This window comes from Breoghania sp. JC706 (genome assembly GCF_037026715.1).
GTDB lineage: Bacteria > Pseudomonadota > Alphaproteobacteria > Rhizobiales > Stappiaceae > Breoghania.
This window is the reverse complement of record NZ_JBANCG010000003.1, coordinates 428,810-442,865: the sequence shown is the minus strand read 5'-3', so window position 1 is coordinate 442,865 and position 14,056 is coordinate 428,810. Positions and strand designations below refer to the sequence as shown.

11 protein-coding genes are annotated in these 14,056 nt (G+C 64.8%); 1 reads left to right on the top strand and 10 read right to left on the bottom strand.

The window, feature by feature from the left end:
- Nucleotides 1–275: 275 nt before the first annotated feature.
- Entirely contained in the window at nt 276–1,520 is a 1,245-nt protein-coding gene (locus V2L18_RS07875) for a lytic murein transglycosylase (RefSeq protein WP_336177513.1), read from the bottom strand.
- Nucleotides 1,521–1,976: 456 nt separating this feature from the next.
- On the opposite strand from V2L18_RS07875, the gene hpaR reads away from it, so the two are divergent.
- The gene (hpaR, locus tag V2L18_RS07870; RefSeq protein WP_336177511.1) at nt 1,977–2,456 is read left to right on the top strand and encodes a homoprotocatechuate degradation operon regulator HpaR; all 480 of its coding nucleotides are present in this window, start codon (nt 1,977–1,979) and stop codon (nt 2,454–2,456) included.
- A 136-nt stretch (nt 2,457–2,592) separates the two neighbouring features.
- Here the strand turns inward: hpaR and V2L18_RS07865 are convergent, their stop codons facing one another.
- From V2L18_RS07865 to V2L18_RS07825, 9 genes are all read right to left on the bottom strand, one after another.
- Entirely contained in the window at nt 2,593–4,614 is a 2,022-nt protein-coding gene (locus V2L18_RS07865; RefSeq protein WP_336177510.1) for a bifunctional DedA family/phosphatase PAP2 family protein, read from the bottom strand.
- 234 nt (nt 4,615–4,848) lie between these two features.
- Nucleotides 4,849–5,802: an ABC transporter substrate-binding protein gene (locus V2L18_RS07860; RefSeq protein ID WP_336177731.1), complete on the bottom strand. Its 954-nt coding sequence runs from the start codon at nt 5,800–5,802 to the stop codon at nt 4,849–4,851.
- A 92-nt stretch (nt 5,803–5,894) separates the two neighbouring features.
- Nucleotides 5,895–7,052 carry an ABC transporter permease gene (locus V2L18_RS07855; RefSeq protein ID WP_336177509.1) on the bottom strand — a complete coding sequence of 386 codons (1,158 nt, stop codon included), beginning with the start codon at nt 7,050–7,052 and terminating at the stop codon, nt 5,895–5,897.
- Between the two features lie 8 nt (nt 7,053–7,060).
- Nucleotides 7,061–7,942: an ABC transporter permease gene (locus V2L18_RS07850; protein ID WP_336177507.1), complete on the bottom strand. Its 882-nt coding sequence runs from the start codon at nt 7,940–7,942 to the stop codon at nt 7,061–7,063.
- 372 nt (nt 7,943–8,314) lie between these two features.
- Complete coding sequence (locus V2L18_RS07845) at nt 8,315–9,085, bottom strand: ABC transporter ATP-binding protein (RefSeq protein ID WP_336177730.1); 771 nt, start codon at nt 9,083–9,085, stop codon at nt 8,315–8,317.
- Nucleotides 9,086–9,420: 335 nt separating this feature from the next.
- Nucleotides 9,421–9,915, bottom strand: a complete 495-nt coding sequence (locus tag V2L18_RS07840; protein ID WP_336177506.1) for a hypothetical protein — start codon at nt 9,913–9,915, stop codon at nt 9,421–9,423.
- A gap of 10 nt (nt 9,916–9,925) precedes the next feature.
- Nucleotides 9,926–11,383, bottom strand: a complete 1,458-nt coding sequence (hydA, locus tag V2L18_RS07835) for a dihydropyrimidinase (protein WP_336177505.1) — start codon at nt 11,381–11,383, stop codon at nt 9,926–9,928.
- 406 nt (nt 11,384–11,789) lie between these two features.
- Nucleotides 11,790–12,257 carry a GNAT family N-acetyltransferase gene (locus V2L18_RS07830; RefSeq protein WP_336177504.1) on the bottom strand — a complete coding sequence of 156 codons (468 nt, stop codon included), beginning with the start codon at nt 12,255–12,257 and terminating at the stop codon, nt 11,790–11,792.
- Between the two features lie 480 nt (nt 12,258–12,737).
- The gene (locus V2L18_RS07825; RefSeq protein ID WP_336177503.1) at nt 12,738–14,006 is read right to left on the bottom strand and encodes a Zn-dependent hydrolase; all 1,269 of its coding nucleotides are present in this window, start codon (nt 14,004–14,006) and stop codon (nt 12,738–12,740) included.
- Nucleotides 14,007–14,056 lie beyond the last annotated feature (50 nt).

Here is a 14,056-nt window from a genome sequence, read left to right as displayed (position 1 = left end):
GTCTTGAGATAAATCACCCCGAAGTAGAAATTCCCGTCCAGAACCGCGTCATGCCGCAGCTCTAATCATTACTCCCAAAGATAACGATATCACCGGTACGTTGTATAATGTATCGTTATATATGCGTATCTGACAACGCCTGGTCGAAAACAGAAAAGCGGCCGGCGCGAACGGCGCCGACCGCTTCAGCATTATTGTCTCGCGCACGCATTTCCCGCACGCCTCTTCATCGGGCCGGGCCGCGCTTGACCGCGAGGACCGGCCGGACCGCCAGGTCAGTTGCCCGACAGCCGGCGCAGCAGGTCCTGCGTGGGATATCCGTCGACCGGCAGGCCGAGCTTGGCCTGGACATCACGCACCGAGGAGCGCGTGTTGGCGCCGATCATGCCGTCGACGCCGCCGACGTCATAGCCGCGGCTCTGCAGGATCTGCTGAAGCCGCTTGATCTCGCTGAAGCTCAGCGCATCGACGTTGCCGTTGCCTTCGAAACGCGGCGGCGCGCCGGCGAGCCGGGTGGCGAAATAGGCGGCCGTCGTCGCGTAGACCAGCGACTGGTTCCATTGCAGGTAGACGTCGAAATTCGGATAGGCGAGAAAGGCCGGACCGTTGCGGCCCATGGGCAGCAGCAGAGAGGATTCGAGGCCGGTCTTGCGCAACGGCGCGCCGTCGCGCTGGGTCACGCCCCACCCCGACCACTTCGCCTCGTCGTGATGCGTCTCAAGTCCGGCCTCCGCCCACGGCATCGAGCGCGGCACCCGCACCTCCACCAGCCACGGCTCGCCGGCGCGCCAGCCGTGATGCCTGATCAGGTTCGCACCCGATGCCAGCACGTCCGGCACCTCCTTCAACAGATCCACCCGGCCGTTGCCGTTGTAGTCGACGCCGAGCTGGTAATAGTCCTTGGGCTGGAACTGCAACTGACCAAGCTCGCCCGCCCAGGCACCGACCATCTGGTCCGGCCTGAGGTCGCCGCGTTCCGCGATTTTCAGCGCGAACATCAGCTGTTCGCGAAAGAGATCGGGGCGCCGGCAGTCGAAGGCCAGCGTCGCTAGGGAATTCATCACCGGAAGATTGCCGATATTGGCGCCGAAATCCGTCTCCAGCCCCCAGAAGCCGACGATGACCGCCCCCGGCACGCCGGTCTTGCGCTCCAGATCGGCGAATTCGCCGGCATATTTCTTCAGATAGCCGGTGCCGTGCTTCATCCGGTAGGAGGAGACCATCCGGTTGGAGAATTCCAGAAAGCTCTGGGAAAAGACGCTTTGAGCCCGGTCCTTGCGCACGATGGAAGGATCGTAGCGCAGCCCGTCAAGCGAGGCGGCGATCGTGCGCTCGGAAATCCCTTGCGTCCGCGCCTCGGCCCTGAAGTCCTGGAGCCATTTTCCGAAATTGGCGGGATCGCTGCATCCGGCAGCGCGCGCCGCGCCGGAGAGCCCCCCCGCCGTCACCACGGCCGCCATGGCCAGGGCCGCTATCCGCAGGCCCGCCAGGCCCGATATGGTCGTTGCACGTCGCCGCATTGAGCACTCCATGGTGATGTGTCGCCGGCCCCCCTCGGCCCGCTCCGTTCCCTGCCATGCCGACGCCCGCGCCGCAAGCCCGTCGCCCGCACGCAGTCCCGGCACGGGGTCGGGCGCGGCGCCCCGAACATGGCCAGAGGACGAGGCCAAAGGAAAGAGCCGGAGGATGGGCCGGAGGACAGGGCCGCAAAACGGCGCCCGCGCACCGCCCCCTTCGTCAAAATGATGTTTTGACATACTCCGCTTCGGCCCTATTCTATCGGAAATGGAGCGAAACACATTTTCGATAGAATTTATTTCATTAGTTAAATAAATAACGAGGGGGGCATCTCCAATCCCCTGAAAGATCGACCGAAACTGGCACGACTTCCCATCGCCGCAGCTTTGTAGGATTGAACAAGACACAAGGCGATCCCATTGACGGCAAATGAATTGAAGTCAGCTTCGGAACACGATGTGAGCGGCGAAGACGAAGACCTCCGTCCGTTTCATCAGTCGCTGCCCATGCAACTCATGACGGCCCGGGAGGAGGTGATGCTGCGGTTCAGGCCGCATCTTCACGCGCATGGCTTGACCGACCAGCAGTGGCGCATCATCCGCGCGCTGATGGAAGTCGAATCGTGCGAGATTCTCGATCTCAGCGACGTCTGCGGCATCCATCCGGCAAGTCTGTCGCGCATTCTGCCGAAGTTGGATGCGGCGGGCATCATCAACCGGCGGCCCAACAAGGCGGACCAGCGTCGCGTGATCGTCACCATCGCCCCCAAGGGACGTGCCCTGTTCAACCAGATCGCGCCCGAATCGGAGCGGCTCTATCGCTCGATCACCAGCGATATCGGCCAGGACCTGATGCGTGAGGCCTACGATGTGCTGGACCGGATGATACACGCACTGAGGTCGAAGCGTACCGCCTCCGGCGACACCGCGGCGGAGTGACCGCGAGCCCGACGTAAAACGACGGCGCATGCCTGATGGAGGAATGCCGCGAATGAGGACGCGGATCGCGCGTCTTCGTGTTGCCGCCCATCCTGAGAGACGCCCGCCATACGGATCCCTCCAGCCTTGAACCGCCCTAACGGGCCGCCTGCACCAGAAGCGGCGGCTTGCGCCGGGAGTGCCCATCTTCGGGCGCCGTTTCGGCCTTGCCGGCCCGCGACAGCAACCGCAGCACCGTGATCACGTCGCCCGGCGGGGCGGGAACGTCATGCGGCAGTGCGATGATCGGCAGCTCCTTCTTGCGCTCCAGCGTCAGGCTGACAAGCACCAGCGGCAAGCGCTCGCCGTTCTGCCCGGTCACGATCATGTCCGTCTTCCAGGCCCTGAGCACCAGACGGCCGTGATCCTGCGGCGCGGCCATGGTCGCGCTCAGGTCCGCCAGCCGCCCCTCGTGCAGCGAGGGGCGCGGCAGCAACGCGTCGATCCGGTTGCGCCCGTCCGAATAGGCCAGCACATCGACCCACGACCATGTCGGCACGATCTCCCAGCCGTTTGCGCGCACCAGTTGGGAGAGCGTGTCGACCGGCCCGGCCCATTGCGCGATGAAGGGCTCGCCGGTCTCTCCCGTCAGTTCGATCCGCCGTGCCGGCAGGCTTTTCCAGCCAGTATCGCGCCAGTGGTCCTCGGTAATCACCGTCTCGTGGACGGGCGCGGCGTAGAACAGCATCGCATTGGCATGGCCGTTGGCCACATAGACCAGCGACACGAGCACATAGATCGTCAGCGACACGATGCCGAGCGCGACGGGGGCGATCTTCTCCGGACGCGTCGCCTCCACCGCCAGCGCGAAGGCAGCCGTCATGGAAACGCCGAACAGGAAGCCGCCGGCGACGTCCGAGGGCCAGTGGGCGCCGAGATAGATGCGCGAACAGGCTATCGCGACGATGATGGCGCCGGCGCAGGCGAAGATCACCGCCTTGCCCCAGCGCCCGACACCAAGCCCGATCAGCACCGCCAGCATGCCGAAGACGACGGTCGCCAGCGTCGCGTGCCCGGAGGGAAAGGTGTAGAGATCGGCGCCGAACGCTTCCGTCGGCCGCGCGCCCTGCAACAGCAGCTTCATGAAGGGAACGAACAGGGCGGCCGACACCATCGTCACCGCCGCCGCGCCCGCGATGGTCCACGCCTTGCGCGCCGCCAGCCAGATGACGATCACCGCGCCCAGCGCGATCAGCACCGTGCCGTCGCCGATCATGGTGATCGCCACCATCACCCGGTCGGCCGGCGTGTTGCGCACCGACTGCACGAGATTGGCGATGGAAAGGTCGGCATAGATCATCGAATCGCGGGCGACGAGGTCCTCCAACAGCGCGGCAAAGCCGATGCCGCCGGCCGCCAGCACCGCGCTCAGGGCAACGACGCGCAGCGCGCGCGGATTGTCGGGCGCGAAGGTTTCCGCCAGCCACTGCCAGCCGCGGCCGGGCTTGGAGGCCACGTAGGCGACGAAGCGCGTCTGCAGGCGAATGAGCGGCGGGATCGCGCTCATCACCACGACCCGGATCAGCCATGCGGCGATGAAGACCACACCGATCAGCCCGAACAGCACGATGGCGAAACGGCCCGACACCTGGTTGGCGACCGCCAGCCCCTTGCCGATGAAGACGCCGGGCAAAAGGTGCATCAGCGACCAGACGAAGGCGGAGACGACATTGATGGTGACGAAGCGCGTATGGCTCATGCCCATCATGCCGGCGATGCCGGGAATGACCGCCTTCACGCCCGGCACGAAGCGGCCGATGGCGATGGACTTGCCGCCGTGATCGGCGAAGAACAGCTCGCTCTTTTCAACGAGGCCTGGATAGCGCGACAGCGGCCACATGCGCTTGAGCTGGGCGCCATAGATGCGCCCTGCCCAGTAGGACACCGCATCGCCGATGATGGCGCCGAGCGTCGTGGCGACGAAGATCGGCCAGAAATCCAGCTTGCCGCCGCCCACCAGCGTGCCCGCCCCCACCAGCACCACGGTGGAGGGCACGAACAGCCCGATGATCAGCAGGGCCTCGCCCATCGAGATCAGAAACACGATGGCAATGGAGAGATGGGGATTGTGGCCGAGATAAGCGATTACCCAATTCGCCAGATCCAACGTGAAGCTCATGGGTAAGCCTTGCGATCCTGCCGCCTTGTGCGTGGGAAGGGTCGGTTCGGATGAGAACCGCCGCAAGCGCTATCTAATGGGTTTGGACGTTAATTTACAGACCAATAAAACCGGCTTTTCCCGATTGTGAAAAGGAAACCTGTGGCGCCATGCGGGCGCCGCGCGGACATGGGCGGATACGAAGAGGGCGGCGCATCGGCTGCACCGCCCTCCGCTCTCATCCGGCCGAAGCGCTTAGAGCGCCTTGTCGGTCACCGCGTGGGTAAAGGCGCCTTCCGGCTCCTTGGTGATGACGGGATCGGACCCGCCCGACAGCAGCGTCTCGACCGTGCGCTTGTAGTCGGCCTCGTCCAGCGCACCGTCGGTGCCCTCGGTCAGCTTGTTGATCTCGCGCATCATCCGGCGCTGGTGCTTTTCGGTCTGGGCGCCGGTGGCATCGTTTTCCAAAACGATGTCCGCCGCCTCGTCCGGGTGCTCGCGGGCATATTCCCAGCCCTTCATGGAGGCCTTCACGAAGCGCGCCATCTTGTCGACGAAGGCGGGGTCCTTGAGCTTGTCCTCCAGCACGTAGAGCCCGTCCTCCAGCGTCGCCACACCCTGGTCCTCGTACTTGAAGACGACGAGGTCATCCTCGGAAATGCCGGCGTCGATCACCTGCCAGTATTCGTTGTAGGTCATGGTGGAGATGCAGGCCGCCTGCTTCTGCAACAGCGGATCGACGTTGAAGCCCTGCTTCAGCACCTTGACGCCCTCCGGCCCGCCGTCGGTCGGGATGTTCAGATGCGCCATCCACGACAGGAACGGATATTCGTTGCCGTAGAACCAGACGCCCAGCGTCTTGCCCTTGAAGTCCTCGGGCGTCTTGACGCCGCTCTCCTTCAGGCACGTCAGCATCATACCCGACTTCTTGAACGGCTGGGCGATGTTGACGAGCGGCACGCCCTTTTCGCGGCTGGCGAGTGCCGAGGGCATCCAGTCGACGATGACGTCCGCGCCGCCGCCGGCGATCACCTGCGGCGGGGCGATGTCCGGCCCGCCCGGCTTGATGGTGACGTCGAGACCCTCGTCCTCATAAAACCCCTTGTCCTTGGCGACGTAATAGCCGCCGAACTGGGCCTGGGTGACCCATTTCAGCTGCAGCGTCACCGCATCGGCAGCCAGAGCCCCGGATACACCCGCATTCGCCATGCCGAGCCCGGCGGCCAGTGCCACGGCCCCCCACAATACCTTCCTCATGTCCTCATTCTCCCTCTGGTTTCGGCACACCCGTCCCTTTTGTTTTATGTGCGGAACGATGGATGCCAGAACGTGAAAACCCTCTCCAACAGCGTCATCAACCCGTAGAACAGCGAGCCGGCGAGCGCCGCCACGGCGATCTCGGCCCAGACCATGTCGACATTCATGCGGCCGACTTCGGTCGAGATGCGAAAGCCCATGCCGACCGTCGGCGTCCCGAAGAATTCGGCAACGATGGCGCCGATCAGCGCCAGCGTGGAATTGATCTTCAGGGCGTTGAAAACGAATGGCAACGCCTGCGGAAGCCTGAGCTTGACGAGCGTCTGCCAGTGCGAGGCGGCATAGGTGCGCATCAGATCGCGCTGCATGTGATCGGAAGCCGCCAACCCCGCGACCGTGTTCACCAGCATCGGAAAGAAGGTCATGATGATGACGACGGCGGCTTTTGAGGGCCAGTCGAAGCCGAACCACATCACCATGATCGGCGCGACGCCGACGATGGGCAGCGCGGAAACGAGATTGCCCACCGGCAGCAGCCCGCGCTTGAGGAAATCCACCCGGTCGACCAGCAGCGCGACAACAAAGCCCGAACCGCACCCCAGCGCGTAGCCGATCAGCACGGCCTTCAGGAAGGTCTGGCGAAAATCCTCCCACAGCGGGCTCGGAAACCCGCCGACGAGCCGCACCCAGATTTCGGATGGCGCCGGCAGCAGCACCTTCGGCACGCCGAAACCGGTGACAAGCGCCTGCCACAGGATCAGGATCCACAGCCCGAACAGAAGCGGAATGACGATGCCGACCACGCGCTGGGCGAATTTCGACGCAAACGTCCGGTTCGCCAGCCGCTGGACGAACAGCCAGCCCGTCAGCCAGGCGGCGGCGATCAGCGCCCAGAACCCGCCCGCCGCCTCCCCCGAATGGGTGGCAAGCGCGGAGAGCAGCACCCAGGCACCGAAATGGGCAATAACAGCGATGATCATGTCGCCGGAGGGCCCTTGAAACCAGGAGTGGTCCGACGCCCCCTTTCCCTGCACCAAGAGCCCGAGCAGGTTCTCCCCCGCCATCACCAGCACCGCGAGCGCGAACACCAGCGCACCCGTCTGCCCCCACGTCGAGACCACCCCCGCCTCGCCGGAAAACAACGGCAGCACCAGCCCGAGCAACGCGGCCGCACCGGCCGCCATCGGCAGGGTCCGTTCCATGAGCCCCCTCATCGCGCCATCCCCATCCGCTTGAGAACGATCCCGTTGGCCACCCCGACGATGGCGACCAGTACGCCGGCCAGCACCGAGGCCGCGATCAGCGCCGACCAGATCTGCACCGTCTGTCCGTAGTAGGAACCGGACAGAAGCCGCGCGCCGAGCCCGGCAACCGCGCCCGTCGGCAATTCGCCGATGATCGCTCCGACGAGCGAGGCCGCCACCGCCACCTTCATCGAGGTGAAGAGATACGGCACCGCATAGGGAAACCGGAGCTTCCAGAAGACCTGGGATTTCGAGGCGTTGTAGGTGCGCATCAGGTCGAGATGCAGGATTTCCGGCGAGCGCAGCCCCGTCACCATGCCGACGGTGACGGGGAAGAACGACAGGTATGTCGAGATGAACGCCTTCGGCAGCAGCCCCGATATGCCGATGGCGTTCAAGACCACGATGATCATCGGCGCGATGGCGAGGATCGGGATCGTCTGCGAGGAGATCACCCACGGCAACAGCGACTTGTCGAGCACCCGGGAATGCACGATGCCGACGGCGAGCAGAATGCCGAGCACGGTGCCGATGACGAAGCCCAAAAGCGTGGAGGAGAGCGTGACGCCCGCGTGATAGACGAGGCTGCGCTTGGAGGTGACCGACTTCATCACGGTCGTCTGCCAGATCTCCTCCGCCACCTGATGGGGCGCGGGCAGCACGGGCCGGTCCTGATTGAGCGTGTCGGTGACAAGGCGCGTCACCGGCACATCCGCCTGCTTGGCGCGTGCATAGGTATCGCGCTGGAACGGCGCATTGAGATACACCGCGCCCGCATACCAGATCGCGATGATGGCGAGAACGACGACGATGACGGGCCCGGTGCGGCCGGAGAAGAGGCGGGTCATGCGGCGGCCCCCCGGTCCACAGAGAGACGGGCGGGGCCCCTCTCCGCCGTCATTGCCCGGCGCAGTCCGGGCAATCCACTGCCGCCCCCATGCACCGCACGCCCGACTGGATCACCCGGACTACGCCGGGTGATGACGGTGGAGGCATTGCGTGCCCACCCGATTTCTCCAGTGGGGCGGTCACCGCCCTCACCGTTGTCATCCCCGCGCAGGTGGGGATCCAGTAACCGCCGGGTTTCGTTAATCGAGCCCATCGGCCGCCGTCGCGGGATGCTGGATCCCGGCCCAATCCTAATAAATGGGGCCGGGATGACATTGAGTGGAGGCAGACAGCGAGGATGAACCGCCCCTTGCGTAACCCAAAGCACACCCTCAATCCTCATAACTGTGCCCCGCTCGCAAGCCTTCGCGCACCCGATGGGCGATCTCCAGAAACTCCGGCGTTTCGCGGATATCCAGATCCCTCTCCCTCGGCAAATCGCTCTCGATGATGTCGTAAATCCGCCCCGGCCGGGGGCTCATCACCACGATCTTGGTCGACAGGAACACCGCTTCGGGGATCGAGTGCGTGACGAAGACGACCGTCTTCTCCGTCTTCGCCCAGAGCTGCAACAGCTGCTCGTTCAGATGATCGCGCACGATCTCGTCGAGCGCGCCGAAGGGCTCGTCCATCAGCAACAGATCCGGATCGAAGGAGAGCGCCCGGGCGATGGAGGCGCGCTGCTGCATGCCCCCCGACAGCTGCCACGGGAACTTGCGTTCAAAGCCGGAAAGATTGACCAGCTCCAGATTCTTGCGCGTCCGCTTTTGCTGCTCCGCTTTCGAAAACCCCATGATCTCCAGCGGCAGCGCGATATTGCCGGCAATCGTGCGCCACGGGTAAAGCCCGGCGGCCTGAAACACATAGCCGTAGGAGCGATCGAGCCGTGCCTGCTCCGGTGTGCCGCCATTGACCGTGATCGCGCCCGACGTCGGCTGTTCCAGATCGGCGATGACGCGCAGAAGCGTGGTCTTGCCGCAGCCCGACGGCCCGATGAACGACACGAACTCGCCGCGCGCCACATCGAGATTGATGTTCGACAGGGCGTGGACCGGGCCGTCGGAGGTCTCGAAGGTGAGCGAGAGATCCCTCGCCGCGATCACGCTGGCGCGCTCCGCAACGCCGCGAACCTCCCCCGCGCCCGCCTGTGTCAGGCTTTGTGCTGCACTCGTCGTCACGTTGTCGTTCCCATTTCACCGGTTGCGCGGATCTACGCCGCCTTGTTCTCGAAGGGGCCTTCTTGCAAAGCCCCCCTTTCTTGTGAAGGGTGACCCCCACCCCTAGCCCCTCCCCTCAAGGGGGAGGGGGACTTGCTCCGCAAACTTGGCCTTTGAGGTGCTCACCTGACCAACCGTTGCAGGCACGATCTCATCCCCCTCCCCCTTGAGGGGAGGGGCTAGGGGTGGGGGTCACCCTTCACAAAAAGCAGTCAGCCCCCTCACCCCCGCTTCCTGCAAATTCGCGGCCAGAGCCCCAGCGTTGCCGGATGGATCGCCAGCGCCCAGTAGACGAGATTGGCCGGCACCAGGATCACGCAAAGCCCGCCCGACAGGACGGCCAGAAGATAAAGCGCATCGCGAACCGCCATGCCTCTGCCCACATCGGCCAGCGTGACAGCCGTGATCGCCACCGCATAGCCGATCCCCGCCAGCGCAAAGGCCGGCCAGCCCCGCCGCCCGCGCGCGAGCAGAAACCACGTGACCGGCACGAACCCGATCCAGCCGAGCCCCGCAATCGCGCTGGCAAGCTCCGCGAACTGGCGAAGCCCCAGGGCGGAAAAGGGCGGCGGCGGGCCGAAGCGCTCGAAGGGCAGCATCGTGTGGATGACCACCGACAGCGCCACGGCGACCACGAACACCGCCGCCAGATAGGCAATCACGTGCCGCAGGGCGGCGCAGCGCGCGTCAAGCTCCGCAGTCTCCCCGCCTGCCATCCGCGCGCCGCTAGACGCCGCTCGCCGGAATCCCCGCCCGCTGGACTTTCCGCGGCGCGGTGATCTCCTTCCATTGCGACAGCGCGCGGTTCACGGCGGTGAACGGCTCGCGCGCCACGAACTTGCCATGGCCTTCCTGGGTACGGATCTCGCCGTCCATGATCGCCACGTGTCCGCGCGTCAGCGTGTAGCGCGGCAGGCCCTTCACGTGCTTGCCCTCGAACACGTTGTAATCGATGGCCGACTGCTGCGACTTGGCCGAGATCGTCTTTTCCTTTTCCGGATCCCAGACGACGAGATCGGCATCCGCCCCCACAAGCACGCCCCCCTTCTTGGGGTACATGTTGAGGATCTTGGCGATGTTGGTGGAGGTGACGGCCACGAACTCGTTCATGGTGATGCGGCCGGTGTTGACGCCATAGGTCCACAGCATCGGCATCCGGTCCTCCAGCCCGCCGGTACCGTTGGGGATCTTGGTGAAATCGCCGACCCCGTAGCGCTTCTGCTCCGTGGTGAAGGCGCAATGGTCGGTCGCCACCACCTGCAGCGTGCCCGCCTGCAGGCCGGCCCAAAGGCTGTCCTGGTGCTTCTTGTTGCGGAACGGCGGCGACATCACGCGCCGGGCGGCGTGGTCCCAGTCGCCGTTCTGGTATTCGCCGTCATCGAGTGTGAGATGCTGGATCAGCGGCTCACCGTAGCAGCGGATGCCGTTCTGCTTGGCCCGCCGGATCGCCTCGTGGGCCTGCTCGCAACTGGTGTGGACGATATAGACCGGCACGCCCGCCATGTCGGCGATCATGATGGCGCGGTTGGTGGCCTCGCCCTCCACTTCCGCCGGCCTCGAATAGGCGTGCGCCTCCGGCCCGGTATTGCCGTCGGCCATGAGTTTCGCCTGCATCTGGGCGACCACGTCGCCGTTCTCTGCGTGCACAAGCGGCAAAGCGCCAAGCTCGGCACAGCGCGAGAACGAGGCGAACATCTCGTCGTCGTCCACCATCAGCGAGCCCTTGTAGGCCATGAAGTGCTTGAAGGTGTTGATGCCCTTCTCGCGCACCACGGTCTCCATCTCGTTGAAGACCTGCTCGCCCCACCAGGTGATCGCCATGTGGAAGGAATAGTCGCAGTTCGCGCGCGTCGACTTGTTGTCCCAGCGCTGGATGGCCTCCAGCAGCGACTGTTCGGGGTTCGGCAGCGCGAAATCGACCACCATGGTCGTGCCGCCGGCCAGCCCCGCCCGCGTGCCGCTTTCGAAATCATCGGAGGAATAGGTGCCCATGAAGGGCATTTCCAGATGCGTGTGCGGATCGATCCCGCCCGGCATGACATAGCAGCCGGTGGCATCCAGGGTTTCGTCGCCGGACAGGTTCGGCCCGATCTCAACGATTGTCTCGCCCTCGATCTTGACGTCCGCCCTGTAGCTCAGATCCGCGGTGACGACCGTGCCGCCCTTGATGACTTTCGATGCCATGTCTGGTTCCTCTGGTTTATCGGTGTGCCGGCGGGCGCTTGTTTTTTTGGTGCACCTCGCCCCTCATCCCTCGTCGTCCGGGTCCTGTTCGCTCCCGCCGGCCCTGAAATCGGTTTCGCCTCTCAATTCCCCCGGCTCCGCGCCGAAGTCTCCCTGGCCCCGCCGCCCCACCTCTCGGGCTCCGCGTATCAATCTCTCCGGCTCCGCCTCTCAATCTCTCTGGCGTAATCCCGCATTCGATCTCTCCAGCGTCATCCCGGACGCGATGCGGCACGCCAGTGACGCTTCGCAGATCCGGGATCCACCCCCGGTGTCTGCCGCCCCGGATCCCGGTTCTGCGCAGCAACGTTTCACGTTGCGGCGCGCCCGGGATGACATCGGATGTACGCTCCTGTTCCCGCCCCTCTCAGGCCCGCAGTTCCTTCGTCATGAACAGGCTGTACGGGTTCGCCTCGTAAGGCGGAAAAGGCCCGCATTCGGCATATCCCAACGCGCCGTAAAGCCCCACGGCTTCGGTATTGAGCGGCCCGGTTTCCAGATCGATCCGCGTGACGCCCCGCGCCCGCGCCATATCCTCCAGATACACCATCACCTTGCGCGCAGCGCCCTTGCCGCGCCCCTCGTCGCGCACGAACAGCCGCTTCAGTTCAGCCGTCCCGTCGCCATTCCATTTCAGCGCCCCGCAGCCGATCGCCCGGCCCTCATCGCGCACCACGGCAAAGGATATATCGTCACCTGAAAGCCCCTCGACATCCGTGCCGAAATGCCCCTCCGCCGGATAGCGCGCCAGAGAATAGGCGTCCGACAACTCGATCAGCTCGACGATTTCCGGCTGGTTCACCGGCTCGATGGAAATGCTGAGTTCAGCCGTCAATTCCCCCACTCTCCTCCGTCATTGCCGTCACAGCACGCACCGCCCCCGAATGGATCACCCGGACGGAGCCGGGTGATGACGGCGGTAACACCGAGCTTCGTCCAAAGAACCTCTCCCATGGGGAGAGGTCGGGCTGAAAGCCCGGGTGAGGGGTGTCGAACCCTCGTGGATACGGAGAACCCGACACCCCTCACCCTAACCCTCTCCCCAGGGGAGAGGGGACCTGTCCGCGCGGTGCCGCATCCTCGGCGCCCGCATCACCCACCGTCTGTCATCCCCGACTTGATCGGGGATCGAATGCCCCGTCGGCCAGGGAAATCGCGTCGCGTCCCTCGATCTCGCAGAGCTACCGTGCGTCTCTCTGCCGTGAACACCTGCAGAGATGCCAATGGATCCCCGGTCAAGCCGGGGATGACGGGTGGAAAGATCACGCCAAAACCGCGCGTTCCGCACGCAACTCGCGCCGGATCCACCCGTTCCTCACCCCACGATCTCCGCCGTCTCCACCACCGCATGAAACAGCACGTCGGCGCCCGCTTTCGCCCAGTCCTTGGAAATATCCTCCGCCTCGTTGTGCGAGAGACCGTCGACACAGGGGCACATCACCATCGAGGTCGGGGCCACGCGGTTGATCCAGCAGGCGTCGTGCCCCGCACCCGAAACGATATCGCGGTGCGAATAGCCGAGCCGCTCCGCCGCATCGCGCACCGCCTTGACGCAACCCGCATCGAAGGTGACGGGATCGAAATGCCCGGCGACCTCGATCTCGAGCCCAAGCCCCAGATCTTCCGCGATTTTCGGGGCTTCCGCCTCGAAGCGCGCCTTCATGCCGTCGAGGATGGTCTGATCGGGCGAGCGGAAATCGATGGTGAAGACCACCTTGCCCGGAATGACGTTTCTGGAATTGGGATGGAAATCGCAGTGCCCGATGGCGCCGACCGCGTTGGGCTGATGGCTCATGGCGATCTCGTGGACGAGCTCCGTCATCCGCGCCATGCCGAGGCCTGCGTTGCGGCGCATCGGCATCGGGGTGGAGCCGGTATGCGCGTCCTTGCCGGTCACCGTGACCTGAAGCCACCACAAGCCCTGGCCGTGGGTGACGACGCCGATATCCTTGCCTTCGGCCTCCAGGATCGGCCCCTGCTCGATGTGGAGCTCGAAGAACGCCTTGATCTTGTCCTTGCGGCTGCCAACCGGTTCATCGCCCTGCCAGCCGATGCGCACAAGCTCGTCGCCGAATTTCAGGCCCTTGGCGTCCTCGCGCGCCTTCGCCCATTCCTCGGTGTGCTGGCCTGCGAACACACCGGAGGCCAGCATGGCCGGGGCAAACCGCGTGCCTTCCTCGTTCGTCCAGTTGGTGACGACGATGGGGTGCCTGGTCTTGATGCAGAGATCGTTGAGCGAGCGGCAGACCTCCAGCGCCCCCAAAACGCCGAGCACGCCGTCATACTTGCCCCCTGTCGGCTGGGTATCGAGGTGAGAACCGACATAGACGGCCGGCAGATCCGGCTCCGTGCCGGGGCGCGTCATGAACATGTTGCCCATGGTGTCGAGCCCCATGGTCATACCGGCATCCTCGCACCATTTCTGGAAAAGCCTGCGGCCCTCGCTGTCGGCATCGGTCAGCGTCTGGCGGTTGTTGCCGCCGGCGACGCCCGGCCCGATCTTCGCCATTTCCATCAAGCTGTCCCACAGCCTGTCGGCGTTGATGCGCAGGTTCTCGCCCGGTGCTCCGGTACTTGCGGCCATACGTCTGTCCCCCTGATCGCCGATGTCATTCCCGGCGCTTGCGCGCCGCA

Bases quoted from the DNA above. Each gene is read 5' to 3' on its own strand.
- hydA (WP_336177505.1), bottom strand. From the start codon at position 11,383: ATGGCATCGAAAGTCATCAAGGGCGGCACGGTCGTCACCGCGGATCTG.
- V2L18_RS07840 (WP_336177506.1), bottom strand. From the start codon at position 9,915: ATGGCAGGCGGGGAGACTGCGGAGCTTGACGCGCGCTGCGCCGCCCTG.
- V2L18_RS07825 (WP_336177503.1), bottom strand. From the start codon at position 14,006: ATGGCCGCAAGTACCGGAGCACCGGGCGAGAACCTGCGCATCAACGCC.
- V2L18_RS07865 (WP_336177510.1), bottom strand. From the start codon at position 4,614: ATGAGCTTCACGTTGGATCTGGCGAATTGGGTAATCGCTTATCTCGGC.
- V2L18_RS07850 (WP_336177507.1), bottom strand. From the start codon at position 7,942: ATGACCCGCCTCTTCTCCGGCCGCACCGGGCCCGTCATCGTCGTCGTT.
- V2L18_RS07860 (WP_336177731.1), bottom strand. From the start codon at position 5,802: ATGGCGAATGCGGGTGTATCCGGGGCTCTGGCTGCCGATGCGGTGACG.
- V2L18_RS07875 (WP_336177513.1), bottom strand. From the start codon at position 1,520: ATGCGGCGACGTGCAACGACCATATCGGGCCTGGCGGGCCTGCGGATA.
- V2L18_RS07855 (WP_336177509.1), bottom strand. From the start codon at position 7,052: ATGGAACGGACCCTGCCGATGGCGGCCGGTGCGGCCGCGTTGCTCGGG.